The sequence below is a fragment of the Streptomyces sp. NPDC052042 genome (assembly GCF_044548345.1).
Lineage (GTDB): Bacteria > Actinomycetota > Actinomycetes > Streptomycetales > Streptomycetaceae > Streptomyces.
In genome coordinates this window covers 166,705-185,454 of sequence record NZ_JBIUBU010000002.1, presented here as the reverse complement: position 1 = coordinate 185,454, position 18,750 = coordinate 166,705, and the positions used below count along the sequence as shown (strand labels likewise).

At 70.6% G+C, this 18,750-nt stretch carries 16 protein-coding genes and 1 pseudogene; 10 read left to right on the top strand and 7 right to left on the bottom strand.

Annotated elements, in window-relative coordinates:
• Positions 1 to 361: 361 nt before the first annotated feature.
• Both ACIHCL_RS06075 and ACIHCL_RS06070 read left to right on the top strand, forming a co-directional pair.
• Positions 362 to 1,531 carry a thiolase C-terminal domain-containing protein gene (locus tag ACIHCL_RS06075; RefSeq protein WP_399857417.1) on the top strand — a complete coding sequence of 390 codons (1,170 nt, stop codon included), beginning with the start codon at positions 362 to 364 and terminating at the stop codon, positions 1,529 to 1,531.
• A 157-nt stretch (positions 1,532 to 1,688) separates the two neighbouring features.
• On the top strand, positions 1,689 to 2,369 hold the full coding sequence (locus tag ACIHCL_RS06070; RefSeq protein ID WP_399857415.1) for a pyridoxal 5'-phosphate synthase: 681 nt from the start codon (positions 1,689 to 1,691) through the stop codon (positions 2,367 to 2,369).
• A gap of 506 nt (positions 2,370 to 2,875) precedes the next feature.
• Here the strand turns inward: ACIHCL_RS06070 and ACIHCL_RS06065 are convergent.
• Both ACIHCL_RS06065 and ACIHCL_RS06060 read right to left on the bottom strand, forming a co-directional pair.
• On the bottom strand, positions 2,876 to 3,064 hold the full coding sequence (locus ACIHCL_RS06065) for a ferredoxin (RefSeq protein WP_399857413.1): 189 nt from the start codon (positions 3,062 to 3,064) through the stop codon (positions 2,876 to 2,878).
• Between the two features lie 146 nt (positions 3,065 to 3,210).
• Positions 3,211 to 4,407: a cytochrome P450 gene (locus ACIHCL_RS06060; RefSeq protein WP_399857412.1), complete on the bottom strand. Its 1,197-nt coding sequence runs from the start codon at positions 4,405 to 4,407 to the stop codon at positions 3,211 to 3,213.
• A 354-nt stretch (positions 4,408 to 4,761) separates the two neighbouring features.
• Between ACIHCL_RS06060 and htpX the strand changes: the two genes are divergently transcribed.
• From htpX to ACIHCL_RS06045, 3 genes are all read left to right on the top strand, one after another.
• Positions 4,762 to 5,673, top strand: a complete 912-nt coding sequence (gene htpX / locus ACIHCL_RS06055) for a zinc metalloprotease HtpX (protein WP_399857410.1) — start codon at positions 4,762 to 4,764, stop codon at positions 5,671 to 5,673.
• An 82-nt stretch (positions 5,674 to 5,755) separates the two neighbouring features.
• Positions 5,756 to 6,340: a hypothetical protein gene (locus ACIHCL_RS06050; protein WP_399857408.1), complete on the top strand. Its 585-nt coding sequence runs from the start codon at positions 5,756 to 5,758 to the stop codon at positions 6,338 to 6,340.
• A gap of 206 nt (positions 6,341 to 6,546) precedes the next feature.
• Positions 6,547 to 7,137 (top strand): DUF1707 domain-containing protein, encoded by a 591-nt coding sequence (locus ACIHCL_RS06045; RefSeq protein ID WP_399857406.1) that lies wholly within the window; start codon positions 6,547 to 6,549, stop codon positions 7,135 to 7,137.
• Positions 7,138 to 7,178: 41 nt separating this feature from the next.
• Here ACIHCL_RS06045 and ACIHCL_RS06040 read toward each other — a convergent pair whose 3' ends face one another.
• Positions 7,179 to 7,595: a Zn-ribbon domain-containing OB-fold protein gene (locus tag ACIHCL_RS06040; protein ID WP_399857404.1), complete on the bottom strand. Its 417-nt coding sequence runs from the start codon at positions 7,593 to 7,595 to the stop codon at positions 7,179 to 7,181.
• Positions 7,592 to 8,044 carry a DoxX family protein gene (locus ACIHCL_RS06035; protein WP_399857403.1) on the bottom strand — a complete coding sequence of 151 codons (453 nt, stop codon included), beginning with the start codon at positions 8,042 to 8,044 and terminating at the stop codon, positions 7,592 to 7,594. Before ACIHCL_RS06035 ends, ACIHCL_RS06040 begins: the two co-directional genes overlap by 4 nt.
• 146 nt (positions 8,045 to 8,190) lie before the next feature.
• On the opposite strand from ACIHCL_RS06035, the gene ACIHCL_RS06030 reads away from it, so the two are divergent.
• On the top strand, positions 8,191 to 9,390 hold the full coding sequence (locus tag ACIHCL_RS06030) for a flavin-containing monooxygenase (RefSeq protein WP_399857401.1): 1,200 nt from the start codon (positions 8,191 to 8,193) through the stop codon (positions 9,388 to 9,390).
• A 260-nt stretch (positions 9,391 to 9,650) separates the two neighbouring features.
• Here ACIHCL_RS06030 and ACIHCL_RS06025 read toward each other — a convergent pair whose 3' ends face one another.
• Positions 9,651 to 11,030, bottom strand: a complete 1,380-nt coding sequence (locus ACIHCL_RS06025; RefSeq protein WP_399857399.1) for a hypothetical protein — start codon at positions 11,028 to 11,030, stop codon at positions 9,651 to 9,653.
• 434 nt (positions 11,031 to 11,464) lie between these two features.
• Here ACIHCL_RS06025 and ACIHCL_RS06020 point away from each other — a divergent pair, with 434 nt between their 5' ends.
• Both ACIHCL_RS06020 and ACIHCL_RS06015 read left to right on the top strand, forming a co-directional pair.
• Positions 11,465 to 13,693, top strand: coding sequence for an acetate--CoA ligase family protein (locus tag ACIHCL_RS06020; protein WP_399857397.1), 2,229 nt, complete (start codon positions 11,465 to 11,467; stop codon positions 13,691 to 13,693).
• Between the two features lie 169 nt (positions 13,694 to 13,862).
• The gene (locus tag ACIHCL_RS06015) at positions 13,863 to 14,777 is read left to right on the top strand and encodes an enoyl-CoA hydratase/isomerase family protein (protein WP_399857396.1); all 915 of its coding nucleotides are present in this window, start codon (positions 13,863 to 13,865) and stop codon (positions 14,775 to 14,777) included.
• A gap of 27 nt (positions 14,778 to 14,804) precedes the next feature.
• Here the strand turns inward: ACIHCL_RS06015 and ACIHCL_RS06010 are convergent, their stop codons facing one another.
• Complete coding sequence (locus ACIHCL_RS06010) at positions 14,805 to 15,704, bottom strand: hypothetical protein (protein ID WP_399857394.1); 900 nt, start codon at positions 15,702 to 15,704, stop codon at positions 14,805 to 14,807.
• 496 nt (positions 15,705 to 16,200) lie between these two features.
• On the opposite strand from ACIHCL_RS06010, the gene ACIHCL_RS06005 reads away from it, so the two are divergent.
• Positions 16,201 to 16,887 carry a flavin reductase family protein gene (locus ACIHCL_RS06005; protein ID WP_399858029.1) on the top strand — a complete coding sequence of 229 codons (687 nt, stop codon included), beginning with the start codon at positions 16,201 to 16,203 and terminating at the stop codon, positions 16,885 to 16,887.
• On the opposite strand, the pseudogene ACIHCL_RS06000 reads toward ACIHCL_RS06005, so the two are convergent.
• Positions 16,877 to 17,579 (bottom strand): annotated as a pseudogene (locus ACIHCL_RS06000) (MFS transporter); the annotation flags it as partial. The gene ACIHCL_RS06005 and the pseudogene ACIHCL_RS06000 overlap by 11 nt on opposite strands.
• On the opposite strand from ACIHCL_RS06000, the gene ACIHCL_RS05995 reads away from it, so the two are divergent.
• Positions 17,528 to 18,571, top strand: a complete 1,044-nt coding sequence (locus ACIHCL_RS05995) for a recombinase family protein (RefSeq protein ID WP_399857392.1) — start codon at positions 17,528 to 17,530, stop codon at positions 18,569 to 18,571. The pseudogene ACIHCL_RS06000 and the gene ACIHCL_RS05995 overlap by 52 nt on opposite strands.
• Positions 18,572 to 18,750 lie beyond the last annotated feature (179 nt).

Below are 18,750 nucleotides of genomic sequence, written 5' to 3'. Positions count from 1 at the left end.
GCGGCCCCGGTCTCTGGCCCCCGACCTCTGATCTGACGGTCCGTCATATTAGAGGCGACCCGGCAAGATGCCCAGAGCCGCGCGCCCGGGGGCCGACCCGGAGCACCTCCGCCCGCACTGACCCGCCCGCGTCGACCCACCCAGAGCTCCCCGTCCGAACCGACCCGCCCCGGGCAGCCCGCCCATAGCGCCGACCCGAAGCGATCCACCCGCGACGCCCCGCCCGAAGCAGCCCGCCGAAGCAACGCCCCGCGACGCCCCACCCGATCCGGTCCACCCACAAGAGTCATCCCCACCGGCCCCCCAGCGAGTGCCATCCGTGCCGGTCCACCAGGAGCGAATCTGATGTACCGTCAGATTCATGTCTGCCTCCCGTCGCAAGGTCGCCGTCGTCGGCATAGCGCTCGCGGACTGCGGACGCGTCGACGACACCACGCCGTACGCCCTGCACGCCCAGGCCGCTCGTCGGGCCCTGGCCGATTCGGGCCTGGACCGGTCCGCCGTGGACGGTTTCGCCTCCGCCGGCCTCGGTGCGCTCGCCCCGGTCGAGATCGCCGAGTACCTGGGGCTGAAGCCCACCTGGGTGGATTCCACCGCGGTCGGCGGCTCGACCTGGGAGGTGATGGCCGCCCATGCGGCGGACGCCATAGCCGCGGGGCACGCCCATGCCGTACTGCTGGTGTACGGGTCGACGGCGCGGGCGGATATCAAGGCAGGCCGGCGCACGTCCAACCTCTCCTTCGGGGCGCGCGGGCCGCTCCAGTTCGAGGTGCCGTACGGGCACTCGCTGATCGCGAAGTACGCGATGGCCGCCCGCCGCCACATGCACGAGTACGGGACGACTCTGGAGCAGCTCGCCGAGGTGGCGGTCCAGGCACGGGCGAACGCCGCGGCCAACCCGGACGCGATGTTCCGCGACCCGATCACCGTGGACGACGTGCTGTCGGGGCCGATGATCGCGGATCCGTTCACCAAGCTGCACTGCTGCATCCGCAGCGACGGCGGGTGCGCGGTGCTGCTGGCCGCCGAGGACCGGGTACCGGACACGGCGAAGGATCCCGTGTGGATCCTCGGCGCGGGCGAGCACGTCTCCCACTCCACCATGTCCGAGTGGGACGACTTCACCCTCTCCCCCGCGGCGGTCTCGGGTCGGCTGGCGTTCGAGCGGGCGGGGGTGCGACCGTCGGACATCGACTTCGCGGAGATCTACGACGCGTTCACCTATATGACGCTGGTGACGTTGGAGGACCTGGGATTCTGCGCGAAGGGCGAGGGCGGTGCGTTCGTGGAGAAGGGCCGGACCGGCCTGACGGGCGGGCTGCCGGTCAATACGGACGGTGGCGGGCTGTCCGCCTGCCACCCCGGGATGCGCGGGCTGTTCCTGCTGGTGGAGGCGGTACGGCAGTTGCGCGGGGAGGCGGGCGCGCGCCAAGTGCGCAGGAGGGACGGCGAGCCGCCGGAGTTGGCGGTGGCATCGGGGACGGGCGGCTGGTTCTGTTCGTCGGGGACGCTCGTGCTGGGGCGCGACTGAGAACCGAGGGGCTGAGAAGGCCGAGAGGAATGATGGGGCTGATGGGATTGATAGGGCCGAGGGGGCGAAGGGCGCGAGGGAAGAGTGTTGCCACGAGGGAACGGGGCACGGGGCAGGGCCTGGAAAGCGGCGGGCGGCGATGCGCTGCAATGGGGCCATGAGTGACGTACAGAAGTCCGACGCGCGGCAGCGCTTCCTCGACCTGCTCCACGCCCAGCGGGTCTGGGACACCAACCTTCCGGCCTTCGACCCGGACGGTGTCCCCGAAGCCCCGCTCCCGCTGTTCCACACATGGTTCTGCGAGGCCGTGGCGGCCGGGCAGACCGAGCCGCACACGATGTCGCTGGCCACGGTCGACGCCGAGGGCCGGCCCGATGTACGGACGCTGATGCTGCACGACGCGGATGAGCGCGGCTGGCACTTCGCCACGCACCGCACCAGCACGAAGGGCAGCCAGCTCGCCGCCCGCCCGTACGCCGCGCTCGGCTTCTACTGGCCCGTCCAGGGTCGGCAGGTACGGGTACGGGGGCCGGTCATCGCCTGCTCGCCCGCCGAGAGCCTGGCCGATCTGCACGCACGCTCGACCGGGGCCCTGGCGTCGGCGCTGGTCGGCCGGCAAAGCGAGGTGCTCGGCTCGTACCAGGAGCTGAACCACGCCTCGGACCTGGCCTGGGAGCGGGCTCGGGCAGAACCGGGCGCAGAGGTCGCGAGCTGGACGCGGTACGTGGTCGAGCCCCGGGAGGTCGAATTCTTCCAGGGCGACGCCGGACGCCGGCACGTACGGCTGCGCTACGTCAGGCGGGCGGATACCTGGGACCGGGAACTGCTCTGGCCCTGACCGGGCAGCCGCGCGCGACGGCCGTACGGCGTACGGAACGGCCGGACTCCACCGCAGGGGAATGGCCGGGCAGTCCGATCGGGGACGGTCGGGCAGTCCGATCGGGGACGGTCGGGCAGTCCGATCGGGGGCGCTCGCGCCACGCGACCGTTGCAGGACGCCTGAGCGCCCTGACATCGCGGGACATCCGGGCGCCATGGCTCCGGGGGATGTCCAGGCGCCGTGGCTCCGGGGGACGCCCAGGCGCCGTGACCGCCCGAAAGCGCCTGGGCGCCGTGTCCGTCCGAAAGCGCCCGGTGCCATGGCCGTCCGAAAGCGTTCGGGGGCCGCGGCCGTGCGCGGGCGCGAGCAGTCGCCGCCCACGCCCCGCACGGTCACGCGCCCCGGCACGGCCACGACCACGGCACAGTGGCGTCACCGCGCGCACGGTCATGCCACCGCTATGTCACGCCCCAGCGCGGTCGCCCGCCCACGGGTGCGAGCGGTGTACGCCCGATCCGGCCCGGTCAGGTGACGGTGATCGCCTGTACCGGGCAGGCACGGGCCGCCTCCTTGACCATGGGCCCTTCGAGGGCTTCCTCGTAGTCGGGCAGCAGTTCGCTGAATCCGTCGTCGTCCTGGGTGAACACCTTCGGTGCGGTGAGCGCGCACTGTCCCGCGCCGATGCACCGTTCCCTGTCGATACTGATCTGCATCTCGTCAAACCTTTCCGACTTTCCTGTCCGGTCGCTCCGGCCGGTCCGGTTGCTTCGACCGATCCGGCGGTCCCGGCCGATCCTGCCGATCCGGCGGTCCCGGTCGATCCGGCCGATCCGGCTGGTCCCGTCCGGACCACTCCCGTTCACCACGTCACAGGCAGTTCGAGCAGCCCCTGAATGGTGTCGCCCGGTTTGAACGGGACCTCGTCGGCGGGCACCGCCAGCCGCAGTCCCGGAAGCCGCCGGCACAGCTCACGCAGCGCGATCTGCATCTCGGCCCGAGCCAGGTTCTGCCCCAGACACTGATGCACCCCGAATCCGAACGCGAGGTGGTTGCGCGCGCTTCGGCCGATGTCCAGTTCGTCCGGCGCGGTGTAGACGTTCTCGTCGCGGTTGATCACCGAGGTGGACAGGATGACGCCGTCGCCCGCCTTGATGGTCACGCCGCCCGTGTCGATGTCCGCCACGGCCACCCGCGCGATCCCGTCGGCGATGGACAGAAATCGCATCAGCTCCTCGACCGCGGAGGCCATCAGATCGTCCGACTCACGCATCCGGGCCAGCTGGTCGGGATGCTGCAGCAGGGTGAACGTACCGAGCGAGATCATGTTGGCGGTCGTCTCGTGACCGGCCACGAGCAGGATCTCGGACAGTCGGACCAGTTGTTCGTGGTCCACGGCCCCGGTCTCCAGCTGCTTCGCGATGAGTTCGTCGAGCAGTCCGTCGCCCGGGGCGGTCCTCTTCTGCTCGATCAGCACACGGAAGTAGTCGTCGAGCGCCGCCCGTGCGGCCTCCACGTCGGTGGCCGCGGGGCCGCGCAGCAGCTTGCGCGACTGCGCCTCGAAGAACTCGTGGTCGGAGTAGGGCACACCGAGGAGCGAGCAGATGACCATGGAGGGCACGGGCAGCGCGAAGGCGCCGATCAGGTCCGTCGGCGGCCCCTGCTCGATCATCTGGTCGAGCAGCTGGTCCACGATCTGCTGGATCTGCGGCCGCAGGGCCTCCGTCCGCTTGACCGTGAAGCTCGGGATCAGCATCCGGCGCTGGGCGTTGTGTTCCGGGTCGTCGACGCCGATCAGCTCGACACGGCGCAGGGACGACTTGGCCACCCGTTCGGCGAAGATCGGGAACGAGGGGTTCTCCCGGTCGGACGACAGTCTCTGGTCCACGAGGAGTGAGCGTGCCTCGGCGTGCCCCGTCACCATCCACACCGTACGTCCGTCGAAGAGCCGAACGGGTGATACGGGCCGGTCACCGCGGTGTGCGCCGCGGTATTCGGTCGGCGGGTGATAGGGGCAGGTACGGTTCTGCGGGAATGGGATGGTCTCGGCAACTGCCATGGCGGACCTCGCAGGGGTGGAGGGAGTCCTACCGATCTGTGCCCACTAGATGCCCGAGGCATCTAAAGGGTCCAGTTGATGTTCGGCCAAATATCCTCCGGTGGTCCCTCGGCCCCTCCCGGCGATCCCTCGGTGCCCTCCCCGCTCCATTTTCTCTCCGCCGGCCACTCTTCCGCCGCCGCACCGAACGCGCACGTCGAGGCCCGCCTCTCCCCCTCCCCCACCTCGTCGCCCGTTTCCCGCGCACGTCGCCCTCCGCCGTTCCCCCGCCCTCCTCGCCGTTTACCCCCGCCCAACCACGCTTTTGCGACAAAGGGGGCAAGATGGAAGGCGACAGGGTGACTGGAGGCGACCATGAGCCGGACCCGTTCCCGTTACGCACCGGACAGCGGACTGACCACCCGGATGGTCAGCACCATGTTCCTGATCGGACTGCTGTACGTGGTCCTGGTCGGCGTGCTGCTCGCCGTGCTGCGTGGTGCCTGGCCGATCATCCTGATCCTGGTCGGCGGCATGTTCATCGCGCAGTTCTGGTTCAGCGACCGCATCGCGGCGTTCAGCATGGGCGCCCGCGAGGTCACCCCGGGGGAGGCGCCCGAACTGCACGGCGCGATCGACCGGATCTGCGCCCTGGCCGACATGCCGAAGCCTCGGGTGGCCATAGCACGGAGCGACGTACCGAACGCGTTCGCCACCGGTCGCAGCGAGAAGACAGCCTTGGTCTGCGCCACTACTGGGCTGCTGCGCAGACTGGATCCCCCGGAGCTGGAGGGTGTGCTGGCGCACGAGATGTCACACGTGGCCCACCGCGACGTGGCCGTGATGACGATCGCCTCGTTCCTCGGCGTGCTGGCCGGCATCATCACCCGCGTCGCCCTGTGGGGCGGCCTCTCCCGCAGCAGCCGCAGCAACGACCCCATCGGGATAGTGGTCCTGCTGATCCCGCTGATCAGCGCGCTCGTGTACGTGCTGAGCTTCCTGCTCACCCGGCTGCTCTCGCGCTACCGCGAGCTGTCCGCCGACCGGGCCGCCGCGCTGCTGACCGGACGCCCCTCGGCGCTGGCCTCCGCCCTCACGAAGGTGAGCGGCCAGATGGCGCGTATCCCGACCGAGGACCTGCGCAAGGCGGAGCCGTACAACGCCTTCTACTTCGTTCCCGCGTTCTCCTCCAAGGAGAGCCTGAGCCGACTGCTCTCCTCCCACCCGACCCTCGAACAGCGCCTCGACCAGCTGGCCCGCATCTCCGCCGACCTCGCCCGCCCGTAGGAACCCCGATCTCCTCGATCCACAGGGCCGCGATCGGCCCCGCTGCCCGCTTTCTTTCCCGCTCCCTCCCCAAGGAACGTGCATGGGTCTCCTCGACGTCATTCTGGGCCGCAGCAAACCGGTCCGCCCCGACCTCGACCAGCTGTTCGCCGTCCCGTCCGCGGCCCTCACCCTCCAGGCGGGTGCCGGCTTCGAGCCCACCGGGCTCGGTTCGGTCTGCTTCGCGGGCGTCGAGGGCGGCACCTTCGCCCGTATCCAGCAGGACGTACGCGAACTCCTCGACGCCGACACCGAGCGCGGCGGCGTCCCGGTGGAGTTCAGCCAGGACGCGTACGGATACACCTGGCTGCTCGCCCGCCAGTCCCCCGACGACGTGGCTTCGCTGGTCAACGACCTGCACGCGGTCAACACCCTGCTCCAGGACGGTGGCTTCGGACCGCAACTGCTCTGCTCGCTGATCGGCTTCCGGGACGCCCGAAACCGCCCGCTGGCGCTCGTCTACCTGTACAAGCGCGGCACGTTCTACCCGTTCGCGCCCGTTCCCGGCAGCGTGGAGAGGCGCGACAACCAGCTGGAGTTGCAGGTCAGAGCGGTCCTCGGAGACGATCTGCGGATGGAGAAGGACCTGGCACGGTGGTTCCCGGTATGGGGGGCGCCGGGGCTGTGAGGGCCGTCCGCCGGGGCCGTGCGCGCCGTCCGCCGGGGCTATGAGGGATGGCTGCTGACACTGCGAGGAGATGGCTGCCGGCGCTGTGAGGGATGGCCGGTGCCGGGCGTGAGCGGTGCCGGGCGTGAGCGGTGCCGGGCGTGAGCGGTGCCGGGCGTGAGCGGTGCCGGGCTCCTCATGACGCGCCCGTCCGTATCATCACTGCCATGACTGCTGAGCCCTCGCGTTCCGTCAAACCCCTGCGCGCTTCCGATGCCGACCGCGAGGCCGTGGTCGAACAGTTGCGGGAGGCGGCGGCCGAGGGACGCCTCGACCTGGACGAGCTGGACACCCGTCTCGGGCTGGCCCTGTCCGCCAAGACCTGCGCGGAACTGGCACCCCTCACCGAGGACCTGGTGCCCGTCACGGTGGCCGCGGGCGAGCCGCTGGTCCTCAACGGCGGCGTACACGGCGCGTCCCGCTCGGGCCGTTGGAAGGTACCCCCTTCGATACGCGCCCACGGCGGCGTCGGCGGTGTCAGGATCGACTTCACCCTCGCCGACTGCCGGTGGCGCGAGATCGAACTGGACGTACACGGGGACATGGGGGGCGTGAAGATCGTCGTTCCGCAGAGCTGGACCGTGCAGACCGAAGAACTGTCCCTCGGCCTCGGCGGACTGAGGAACAAGACCACGGACGACAGTGCTCCGGGTGCCCCGCTGCTCCGGCTGACGGGATCGTGCGGCATGGGGGGCGTGACCGTTCGCCACCCCAACTTCCGGGAACGCCGCAAGCTGCGCGACACCCGGGCGCACTGAGACACCGGCACGCCGGGCATGGCACCGCGACCGGCCCTTCCTCAGGGCCGGAAGACCGGAACGGCCTCCTGCCCCGGCTCGCGGCGGAACGTCACCCACAGCGGCATGCCGATCACCAGATCCGGCTCCGCACAGTCCACGATCTCCGTCATCATCCGAGGCCCCTCCGCCAGATCGACGACGGCGGCGGTGTACGGAACGCGGGCGCCGAACGGCGGCAGATCGTTGCGGTGGACGACCGACCATGTGTACAGCGTGGCCTCCCCGCTCGCCCGCTCCCAGACGACGTCATCGCTCCAGCAGTGCGGGCAGAACTCGCGCGGGTAGTGATGGGCACGCCCGCAGGCACCGCAGCGGCGCAGCAGCAGTAGCCCCCGGGCGGCGGCGTCCCAGTAGGGGCGGGTGAAGGCGTCGGGCTCGGGGAGGTCGAAGCGCGGGGCGGCGGAGGCTGCGGTCACGGGAAGAGCCCGATCGCGTCGTCCAGGGACCAGGTCTGCCAGGACATCGCGAACAGCGCCACGAGCGAGATGAGCCCCATCATCGCGTTCTGTCCCTGCTCGGCCCAGTCGTGGATCATCAGCGTCAGATAGAGCAGGTTGAGGAGCAGCCCGCCGACGAGCGCCACCGGAGTGAGGAAACCGGCGACCAGGCCCAGGCCGAGGGCGAGTTCGGCGTACACGACGACGTAGGCCATCAGTTTCGGGCGGGGGGCGACGATCCGCCGGAAGCCGGTGCGCACGACCGACCACCGGTGTTTCTCCGCCACGTCGGCGGCCCAGGCGATGCCCGTACCGCGTTCGAACCAGCCCTTCTTGTCCTTGTGCCGCCAGCTCTCCAGCCACCACAGCCCGAGACCCACCCGGAGAACGGCGAGCCACTCGGCCCCACCGAACCAGATCGTCTGCATGAGCCCTCCCACCGAAGGAATCTGACGGTACGTCAGTTCACCTGAAGTCGGCGGCGGGCGCAAGGGGCAGGCTCCGTGACCGATTCGCAATCGATTCCGGTCTTGACCGAGACCCATCAATCAACTCCGCGATTACGCTCCGAACCATGTCCCGCAGCACCTCTGTCGCCGGCGGTCCCGCCCCCGCCCTCACCGACCTCACCGAGGACCGGCCCGTGTACGTCATCGGCGGCGGTCCGGGCGGGCTGTCCGCCGCCGCGGCCCTGCGCGAACGCGGGATGCGAGCGGTGGTTCTGGAGAAGTCCGGAAGCGTGGGAGCGTCCTGGCGCGGCCACTACGACCGGCTGCGCCTGCACACCACGCGACGCCGGTCCGCGCTGCCGGGGCTGGCGATCCCGCGCCGATTCGGGCGCTGGGTGGACCGGGACGACATGGTGCGCTATCTGGAGAAGTACGCCGAGTACCACGAGTTGGAGGTCGTGACGGGCGTCGAGGTCTCCCGCGTCGACCGGTCCCCTGACGGCTCCGGCTGGCAGCTGGCCGCGAGCGGTGGCCGGATGCTGACCGGGCGCGCGGTCGTGGTCGCCACCGGCTTCAACCACACCCCACGCGTTCCCGACTGGCCGGGGCGCGACACCTTCACCGGTGAGCTCGCGCATGCCTCCGAGTACCGCGATGCCGCCCCGTACGCGGGCCGGGACGTCCTGGTCGTCGGCGTCGGCAACACGGGCGCGGAAATCGCCGTCGACCTGGTGGAGGGCGGGGCGTCGCGGGTGCGGATCGCGGTGCGCACGGCGCCGCACATCGTGCGCCGCTCCACGCTCGGCTGGCCGTCCCAGGCGACGGCCGTCCTGGTGCGCAGGCTGCCGGTGTGGCTGGTGGACCGCGCCGCGCGCCTGATGTCGCGGCTGGCCGTACCCGACCTCACCGCGTACGGGCTGCCGCGTCCGGACACCGGCCTGTACTCACGGGTCCGGGAAGGCGCCATTCCGGTGCAGGACGTGGGACTGATCGACGCGGTGAAGGGTGGCCGGGTGGTGCCGGTGGTGGCCGTCGAGTCGTTCGACGGGGATGCCGTGGTGCTGGCCGACGGGACTCGGATCACCCCGGACGCGGTGATCGCGGCGACCGGCTACCGAAGGGACCTGGAGGGATTGGTCGGCCACCTCGGCGTGCTGGACGCCCGTGGCCGCCCGGTGGTGCGCGGCGGCCGTACGCCCAGGCAGGCGCCTGGCCTGTACTTCACCGGGTTCACCAACCCGATCAGCGGCATGCTGCGCGAAATGGCCCTGGACGCCCGGAAGATAGCCAGGAGGATCGCCGGAAGGGCGGCACGCTCCCGCTGACCGCCCACCGGTCCCGCGCACACGGCGCACGAACGCGCACGCGGCTGCTGGACCGGGAAGGCCGGGCCCACGGGACGGGCGGGCCCACGTGCCCACACCCGCGCGGGGCACGGCCGGAGCGATGCCCGACCGCACCCCACCCGGTGAACCACCTTGCCAGGTCATAGAGTTGACGCCGACTGACTCAGCGTCCTCGGTCGCCGCAGAAGGCCCCCTCCGATCCCGAGGAGGCTCCCCTCAGATGCCGGGGCGGGCGCTCCTCACGCCCCGGAGGCGGTGTTCGAGGTGGCGTTCACCACGACCTGGGCGTTGTTGTTCCCGGGCTCCGGGTCGAACGGGAACGACGTGCTGCCGAAGCTCGGCCTGAGAACGATCTGCCCGGCGGCATCCGGGACGACCCGGTCGACGCGCAGCTTGAACGGGAAGGTCCGCGTCGTGTCCGGCAGCGTCCAGTACGGCAGTTCGCACGTGTAGCGCGGGGCGCCCGTCCGACCCGGGTAGGAGCCGCCGCTCAGAGTGCTCGGCTCGCAGGCTTCGGGCACGGAGGTCGCGGTGACGCCCTCGGGGACGGTGAAGACGAGGATCGCGACCGGGTCGCCGGAGCCGAGGTTGCCCAGCCAGGCCGGACCGTTGTTGTGGAAGCCGAGTTCGGCGGTCACGGTCTCACCGGCACCGCCCGCGACGCGGGCACCCCGCGCCTCGAAGTCGGCGGTGTTCACCGCGCCGAAGGAGGCCATGGTGTAGTTGTCCTCCTCCGCGAGGTCGGTGGCACCGTTGCCCGGCTCGACGCTGATATCGAGGCGCTCGGCGAGCGCGTGCGGGGCGAGGGCCACCTGCATCGGCTCGGGCAGAGCGAAGGAGTCACCCGGTTCGAGCACCTGGTCGAAAGCGCAGTTGACCTCGGTCATCGGAGCGTAGTCGTCGCCGCCGATCGTCTGGTACGCGCACTCGGGGTAGCGGGTGACGAAGTCGAGCCCGTAGGACCCGAAGAACCTGACGGTGAAGCCCTCGGACCGGGTGTCGCCCTTGTTGGTGAGCGCGAACGGAACGGTGTGCGTGCTGCCCGGCTGGGCGCCCTTCACCGGGGTGACGTTCCCGAGGGAGAGGTCCGGTCCGCCCGCGACGGTGAGCGCGGTGTCGAACGAGTCGAGCGGGGCCTCCAGGGAGCCGCCGGGCCCGCCGGTGGCCACGGCGGCATAGGTGATCCGCCCCTGTGCGCCCGCCGCCGCACCGTCGGCCGCCCGCACCGTGAGATGGACCTGCGGGCGGTAGGCGTCACCGATGACCGGGACCTCGGGAACGCCGCACACCGCGGTCGTCCCGCTCGGCGTGCAGTTGTCGGGCCAGGTCACATCGGCCACTCCCACGATCCCGGAGATGTCGACCGTGAGCCGGCCGTCCGTGACGGCGAAGTTGTCGTTGTCGTGGTAGAGCCCGATGTCCAGCGAACGACTCTGCGGCTCACCATCGGAGCCACCGCCGAGCGGGAGGCTCTGTTCGGTGGGCGCGCTGATCCACAGTTGGTCGGTCTGCTCCTCGGCGGACGCGGGTACCGCGGGTCCGACGGTCAGCAGCCCGGCGACGGCTGCGGCGGCGCAGGCCCCCAGGCGCGTCGTGCGGCGGGCGGCGGCAGGTCTCATTCTCTCCCCCAAAGGTGGGCCACGGACGGCGAATTGGGCCGGTGGAGCCGGCTCGCTCGTTGGACGTTCAAGATCTCCTGGAGGTTGTACACCTCCGTCGGGTCGCAGCACCGCGCGCCGGGCCGGGAAGGTCGGCCGGACTTGCCCGGGCCGGCGCGCGGCACGCTCGTCCGAGGAGTCCAACCGGCCTCGCCCCTGCCTCCCCTCCCCGTGCGCACCCCGCCCCACTCCCTCGTACGCCACATGGCGGTCACCCGAATGCGCCACGCCTTCCCGCCTCCGGCCCCCTTCCCGGACCCTCCGAGCCGACCCGCGCCGGCCTTTGCCCGCACACCCATTCCTGACAGGGCGTCAGTTCAGTAACCTGACAGAGTGTCAGCTATGACTGACCGGGCACGGTACCCCACGGACTTCGAGCAGGAGCGGGCGGAACGATGCTTGGATCGACTCACGGCACCTTCACCACCGACCTCCGCGCCAGGGTGGTGGCCTGCGGCGAGGAACCGCACGCCACCGTCCGCCGTATGACGACCGGCGCCATGGAAGACGAGCTCGACGTCAGCGGCCGGCCTCTGCACGCGCCCGTGCCGGACCTGGACCGGTTCTTCCGGCCCGCGTCCGTGGCCGTCGTCGGCGCCTCCGACGCCGAAGGGCGCCCCCATACGGGAATCACCCGGCAGCTGATCGCCTGGGCCGAACGGGTCGGCGCCCGGCTGCATCCTGTGCACCCCACCCGCGAGACCGTGTTCGGGCGGCCCTGCTTCCCCTCCGTCGCGGACCTGCCGGAACAGGTCGATCTGGCCGTGCTGCTGGTCGGCGACCCGCTCCCCGTGATCGAGGAACTCGCGCAGACCAAAGTGAAGTTCGCGGTCGCCTTCGCCTCGGGCTTCGCCGAGACCGGCGAGGAGGGCGCCGCCGCCCAGGCGCGGCTGGCCACGGCGGTGGAACGGTCCGGTCTGCGACTGCTCGGGCCGAACACCAACCTCAACGCCTTCGAGGAGTTCCGGGACGACCTGGACGGACCGGCGATCGCCCTGATCACCCAGTCGGGCCACCAGGGCCGCCCCGTCTACTCCCTCCAGGAGCTGGGGGTGCGGCTCTCCCACTGGGCTCCTACGGGCAATGAAGCGGATCTGGAGACAGCCGACTTCATCTCGTACTTCTCACAGCACCCGGAGGTCGGGGCCATCGCCTGCTACGTGGAGGGGCTCAAGGACGGGCGCTCCTTTCTGCTGGCGGCGGACCGGGCCGCGCGGGCCGGGGTGCCGGTGGTGGCCGTCAAGGTGGGGCGGACGGAGACGGGGGCCAGGACGGCCGCCTCGCACACCGGCAAGCTGACCGGAACCGACCAGGTGGTGGACGCGGCGATGCGGCAGTTCGGCGTGATCCGGGTGGACGGGCTCGACGAACTCCAGGACACCGCCACCCTGCTGGCCCGGGCCCGCAAGCCGCTGGCCGACGGCGTCGTCGTGTATTCGATCTCCGGCGGAACCGGGGCGCACTTCTCGGACCTGGCCACCGAGGCCGGTCTGAAGCTCCCCACCCTGTCCGAGGGGAAGCAGCGCGAGTTGTACCAGTGGATACCCGGCTATCTGAACGTCGCCAACCCGGTCGACAACGGTGGCCATCCGGTCGGCGACTGGCGGGGCCGGAAGATCATCGACGCGCTCCTCGCCGACCCCGACGTCGGGGTGCTGATCTGCCCGATCACCGGCCCCTTCCCGCCGATGAGCGACAAACTCGCCCAGGACCTGGTGGACGCGGCGGAGGCCACTGACAAGCTGGTGTGCGTGGTGTGGGGCTCGCCCGTCGGCACCGAGGACGCATACCGCAGAACGTTGCTCGGCTCGTCCCGCGTCGCCACCTTCCGTACGTTCCGCAACTGCGTCACCGCCGTAAAGGCGTACCTGGAACACCACCGGTTCACCGCCCGCTACCACTCCCCCTTCGACGAGGCACCGCGCACGCCGTCGCCGTCCTTCCGCAAGGCCCAGGGGCTCCTGCGTGCGGGCCGGCAGCTCAGCGAGCATGCCGCAAAGCAACTGCTGCGGGCATACGGGATCAGGGTCCCGCGCGAGCAGCTGGTGACCAGCGCGGCGGCGGCCGTCCGAGCGGCGGGGCTGGTCGGCTACCCGGTCGTCATGAAGGCGTCGGGTGCACAACTCGCCCACAAGACGGAACTGGGCCTCGTCAAGGTCGGGCTGACCTCCGCCAGCCAGGTGCGCGACGCGTACCGCGAGCTGACCGACATCGCGCGGTACGAGGACATCGAGCTGGACGGCATCCTGGTCTGCCAGATGGTCGAGCGGGGCGTCGAGATGATGGTCGGCGTCACGCAGGACGCGCTGTTCGGGCCGACGGTGACGGTCGGGTTGGGCGGTGTGCTCGTCGAGGTGCTGCACGACGCCGCCATACGGGTGCCCCCCTTCGGAGAGGACCAGGCGCGGGCGATGCTCGGCGAACTGCGCGGCCGGGCCCTGCTGGAAGGGGTGCGCGGCGGCCCGCCCGCGGACGTGGACGCGCTTGTCGAGGTCGTGCTGCGGGTGCAGCGGATGGCGCTGGAACTGGGCGACGACCTCGCCGAGCTGGACATCAACCCGCTGATGGTGCTGGGACGGGGGCAGGGCGCGGTGGCGCTGGACGCGCTCGCCGTCTGCCGCTGAGGGGGCACGGGACCGACGAACCCACCGGCCCCGGCCGGTCCGCCGAACCCGCCCTGCCCACCGGTCGCCCTCGACCGACCGGGCCGCCCCCGCCCGTCGCAACCGCCCGGCCCACCGGTCCGACCCAGGCCGCCGCGCACGACCCCACCACCTGCCAAGGAGCTGCCTCATGCCGTCCTCCCCCGAAGACACCGAAGACACCGCCCGGCGCACCGAAGCCACCGAGCACGCCGAACGAACCGGGCCGCCCCCGTCGGCCGACCCTCTCGATTCATTGGTACTCCACACCACTGACAACGGCGTCTCGTGGATCACGCTCAACCGCCCCGAGGCGATGAACGCCGTCACCTGGGACCAGCGGGAACGCGTCATCGCCCTGCTCACCGACGCCTCCGCCGACCCGGCGGTCCGGGCGGTCGTCCTCACGGCCACCGGCCGCGGCTTCTGCGCGGGCGCCGACCTGCGCGGCTCCCCGGCGACGGGCTCCTCCACCCCGGGCACCCGCGCTCCCGGTGACCGGATTCCGGGGGACGTGGCCCGGACGATCCGGCTCGGTGCGCAACGCCTGATCGCCGCGGTCCTGGACTGCGAGAAACCGGTGATCGCGGCGGTCAACGGCACGGCGGCGGGCATCGGCGCCCACCTCGCGTTCGCCTGCGATCTGGTGCTGGCCACCGAGTCGGCGAAGTTCATCGAGGTGTTCGTGCGCCGCGGGCTCGTACCGGACGGCGGTGGCGCCTATCTGCTGCCGCGCCTGATCGGACCGCAACGAGCAAAGGAGCTGATGTTCTTCGGCGATTCGCTCCCGGCGACGGACGCCGAACGCCTGGGTCTGGTCAACCGGGTCGTGCCCGACGGCGAGCTGGCGGCGACGGCCCGTGCCTGGGCCGAACGGCTGGCCGAGGGCCCGACCCGGTCCATCGCCCTCATGAAACAGCTGGTGAACGCCTCGCAGGAGTCCGACCGGGCAACGGCCTTCGCGGCGGAAGCCATGGCACAGGAGATCAACATGACCACCCACGACGCCAACCAGGGCGTGGCCGGCTTCGTGGAACGGAGAGCACCGCAGTTCCGGGGGCGGTAAGGCCCCCGGAAGAGCCCCTGCGTCCGACTACTTCCCGGCGAAGACGTCCTCGACGGAGGAGGCGGTGGGTGCACGCAGCAACCAACGGCTCAGCGTCTCGACATCGCCACAGCCCAGGATCCGGGCACGGGCCTCGTCCGAGACCTCCACACCGGCCTGCCCCAGCAGAAGCAGCACACTCCGCGCGATGCCCTCGGCACGGCCCTCGTCTCGGCCTTCGGCGCGGCCCTCGTCCCGGATCTCCTCCGAAAGGGCCGACTTGTAGAACGAAAGATCCACAGCCACCAGGTTCCTCCACTGTTGTGCGGCCGGACGATTGCCCAGGCCCTGTGCGGTGAGTTCGACAATCGGGTCGGCAACGGTTTCCGGCACATCCCGCAGAGCGGTCGACAGCGTTTTCAGTATGGCATCGATGTCCGGATCACCTGCATGTGTGATCGCCGCCAGAGTGGCCAGCGCGAGGTCCTTTCGCGCCTCGGCCACGTCCTTGATCACCGGCATGTTGTGCGGGCCCGCGACAAGGGGCCTCAGGGTGAGTACAGGCGCCTGCGGGTGCCCGACGGAGTACGGCTGAGCGGCCCATTCGGCGGTGGCCCGGTCCTGGCAGACGACCAGCAGCATGGGTGGCAGTTTGTACTTGGCCTGCAAGTAGGACAGGTAGTACATCCAGCTCACCGGCTTCTCCGGATCCTTCTTCCCCTGGGCCTCGATCGCCAGGAGGTACGACTGGCCGTCGTCCTCCATGTCGATCCGCAGCAGGGTGTCCACCCGGCGTTCGAGTGGCCGGTTCTCGGTGAGGTCCGTGGGCATGACAGTGGCCGAGGCCGGGGAGCCGATGGAGATCCCCAGCACCTCGGAGACACGGGAGAAGAGCCCGGGGTACTCCTGAAAGATGCGGTGCATCGCCTCGTGGGACGAGCTGACCATTCGGGTTCCTTGGAGTTGCTTGAAACGATCGGAGGGTTTGGCCTAGTGAGGGGCAGAGCACGGTCCGCCGACGGACGTACTGGTCCATGCATCGAGGGCAGAAAACGGCGAATGACGACCTGTCCGGCGGTATGTCGCGAACAGCCCCGGGCCGCATATGCCTGGAACGGGAAAACGGTGTTGCGTTCTGTCGGAGAAGTCGCGTCCCCGAAGCTGTGCACCTGGCGAGCATATGCCCGACAACCGAGCCTATTTCCAGCTCAGTTGGCTTATGTCAGCCATGTGAGTGAGGGGACAGCAAGGGTGCGACCGCACGAACATTCGCCCATGCACTCTTCGACGGTCGGACGGCCGATCCGGAAGATCCCGTTCGCCGAGACCGACCCCCCATCACGGCACGAAAGCGAAGGTGCGCGGTAGCTGCCCGTTGCCTGCCCGGACTCTTCCCACCTGACATACCGTCAGCTCTAATGGGGGTGTGATGGGACACGCAGGAATGGCCGCCACCGCCGTCCGGTACCTCAGGTCCGTCGGCGCCGCCACCAGTGCTGGGCCGACACCGGTCGATCCGCTGCCGCGCCCGTCTCTGCGGGCCGTCGCCGACGGCGAACGGGCCCCCGTCGATCCGGCGGAATTCCGCCGCGTGCTGGGACACTTCGCGAGCGGGGTCACCATCGTCACCGCACACGACCCGGGCGACGGCATCTCGGTGGGGCCCACGGGGCAGCAGGGCACGGCAGGGCAGGAGGGGCCGGCCGGCTTCGCCTGCCAGTCGTTCGCGTCGCTCTCCCTCGATCCGCCCCTGGTCGCGTTCATGGTCGCCCGTACGTCAACGACCTGGCCGCGCATCGCCCGCGCCGGGGCCTTCTGCGTCAACGTGCTCGGGGCAAGCCAGGAGGCGTTGTGCCGGGGCTTCGCGGTGAGCGGGGCCGACAAGTTCGCGGGGGTGGCCTACGAGGGGGCCCCGGCGACCGGTTCACCGCTGCTGGACGGCGTACCGGCCTGGATCGACTGCCGCATCCACGCCGTCCACACCGGGGGCGATCATCTGATCGTGGTCGGCCGGGTGGAGGCGCTGGGGACGACGGACACGGCGGACACGGACACGGACGGGGCAGACAGGGACGGTCCACTGCTGTTCCACCGGGGGCGGTTCGGGCGGTTCGGGCGATTCAGCCGATGACGGGTTCTCCGGCCGCCTGCTCGCCCTGGCGGCGCCGGATGACCAGGGCCATCAGGGCGGCCGTCGCGCACAGCGCTCCCGACGCGTACCAGACCACGTCGTAGGAGCCGAACACATCGCGCGCCACGCCGCCCAGGAACGCCACCAGCGCCGCGCCCACCTGGTGGGAGGCGAGGACCCAGCCGAAGACGATGGCGCTGTCCTCCCCGTACTGCTCGCGGCACAGGGCGAGCGTCGGAGGCACGGTGGCGACCCAGTCCAGGCCGTAGAAGACGATGAAGAAGATCATGGGCGGGTGCACCGTCGGCGCCATCAGCATCGGCAGGAAGAGCAGTGAGATGCCGCGCAGCGCGTAGGAGACGGCGAGGAGGCGGCGGGCATCGAAGCGGTCGGTGAGCCAGCCGGAGAAGACCGTGCCGATGATGTCGAAGACCCCGATGACGGCGAGCAGCGAGGCGGCGGCGGTGATGGGCATGCCGTGGTCGTGGGCCGAGGGCACGAAGTGTGTGCGGATCAGGCCGTTGGTCGAGGCCCCGCAGATCGCGAACGTACCGGCGAGCAGCCAGAACGGTCCGGTGCGTGCCGCGTCGAACAGCACGCGCACGGTTCGCCGTGCCGCCCCGCGCGGGCGCGGGCTTGGGTGCGTAGTCACCGCCGTACGGGGCGAGGCCGGCGTCGGCTTCCGGCCGGTCGGGCCACGGCCAAGACGGTCACGGCGTGGGCGGAGTACGAGGGCGAGCAGAAGGCGCTGCGGCCGAAGGCGTCGAACCTTCAGTCGGCGAAGAACGGCAAGCCGCACAAGGCGGGCTTGCGAACATTCGGATACGCCGATGACTACGTGACCGTGGTCGAAGCCGAGGCTGAAGCGATCCGCAAGGGTGCCGAGATGGTCCTTCAAGGCGAGACCCTGGCGGCTGTCGCTCGCTACTGGTCCGGCCTCGGTCTGCTCGCTCCCCGCTCGTCGTCCGGCAAGGCGAAGGGTGAGGCAGATGGCGAGGCGAAGGGGTGGGGCGTAGGCGGCGTGAAGAAGGTGCTCATCTCCCCTCGGTACATCGCTCAGGCCACCTACCGGGGTGAGGTGATGGGAGCGGGCCAGTGGCCCGCGATCCTGGATGAGGCGACGCACTACGCTCTCGTGTGGGCACTGACGAACCCGAAGCGCTTCACGGGCGGTGCGCGCACCGGCTCGGCCCCTCAGACCTTGCTCGCCGGACTGGCTACGTGTGAACGTTGCGGGGAGACCGTGCGAGGCGGCATGTACCGAGGGACCCCGGTCCACCGCTGCGGACAGACGCACGTACGCGTACCCCGAGAGTTGGCCGACAAGCGAGCCGGTAACGCCGTCCTGGCGCGGATCGTCTTCCCCGACTTCCTGCCCTGGGTCCTCGCCTCTCGGCAGGAGCAGGGAGACGACTCGGCCCACCTTCACCAGGAAGCGCAGACCCTGCGGGAACGGCTCGACGGGTTGGCTAATGTCCTACGCCTCCGGGACCATCACCCTGTCGCAGATGTCGGCCGGTGCCGAGGCGATCCGAGCCAGGCTCGACGAGATCGACGAGAAGCTGTCCGGTATCACCGGCCTGCCCCCGATCGACCCTGTGTCGGGCATCGCTGGCCTGATCCAGGACTGGCCGAACACTCCGCTCCCCGTCCGCCGGGCGTCGACGACGCTCCTCTTGCTTGACCGTCTTCAGGTCTACGAAGGACAAGGAGGGGGCCGAAGGCCCCCCAAGGGAGCCAGCCCCTTCGTCTTCCTGCTGAGGGCCGCTTACGCGGCCCACCTTCGCCAGCTGCTTGCGCTCTTCGTCTTCACCCTGTCGGCCCCCTACCGGGGGCCGCTCTTCGCCTACCGGCTTGCTCTCC

What these genes read in the sequence shown, in the direction of transcription:
- ACIHCL_RS06025 (WP_399857399.1), bottom strand. Translation starts at nt 11,030, where the DNA reads ATGAGACCTGCCGCCGCCCGCCGCACGACGCGCCTGGGGGCCTGCGCC.
- ACIHCL_RS06030 (WP_399857401.1), top strand. Translation starts at nt 8,191, where the DNA reads ATGTCCCGCAGCACCTCTGTCGCCGGCGGTCCCGCCCCCGCCCTCACC.
- htpX (WP_399857410.1), top strand. Translation starts at nt 4,762, where the DNA reads ATGAGCCGGACCCGTTCCCGTTACGCACCGGACAGCGGACTGACCACC.
- ACIHCL_RS06070 (WP_399857415.1), top strand. Translation starts at nt 1,689, where the DNA reads ATGAGTGACGTACAGAAGTCCGACGCGCGGCAGCGCTTCCTCGACCTG.
- ACIHCL_RS06065 (WP_399857413.1), bottom strand. Translation starts at nt 3,064, where the DNA reads ATGCAGATCAGTATCGACAGGGAACGGTGCATCGGCGCGGGACAGTGC.
- ACIHCL_RS06020 (WP_399857397.1), top strand. Translation starts at nt 11,465, where the DNA reads ATGCTTGGATCGACTCACGGCACCTTCACCACCGACCTCCGCGCCAGG.
- ACIHCL_RS06050 (WP_399857408.1), top strand. Translation starts at nt 5,756, where the DNA reads ATGGGTCTCCTCGACGTCATTCTGGGCCGCAGCAAACCGGTCCGCCCC.
- ACIHCL_RS06035 (WP_399857403.1), bottom strand. Translation starts at nt 8,044, where the DNA reads ATGCAGACGATCTGGTTCGGTGGGGCCGAGTGGCTCGCCGTTCTCCGG.
- ACIHCL_RS06015 (WP_399857396.1), top strand. Translation starts at nt 13,863, where the DNA reads ATGCCGTCCTCCCCCGAAGACACCGAAGACACCGCCCGGCGCACCGAA.
- ACIHCL_RS06005 (WP_399858029.1), top strand. Translation starts at nt 16,201, where the DNA reads ATGGCCGCCACCGCCGTCCGGTACCTCAGGTCCGTCGGCGCCGCCACC.
- ACIHCL_RS06010 (WP_399857394.1), bottom strand. Translation starts at nt 15,704, where the DNA reads ATGGTCAGCTCGTCCCACGAGGCGATGCACCGCATCTTTCAGGAGTAC.
- ACIHCL_RS06045 (WP_399857406.1), top strand. Translation starts at nt 6,547, where the DNA reads ATGACTGCTGAGCCCTCGCGTTCCGTCAAACCCCTGCGCGCTTCCGAT.
- ACIHCL_RS06075 (WP_399857417.1), top strand. Translation starts at nt 362, where the DNA reads ATGTCTGCCTCCCGTCGCAAGGTCGCCGTCGTCGGCATAGCGCTCGCG.
- ACIHCL_RS06060 (WP_399857412.1), bottom strand. Translation starts at nt 4,407, where the DNA reads ATGGCAGTTGCCGAGACCATCCCATTCCCGCAGAACCGTACCTGCCCC.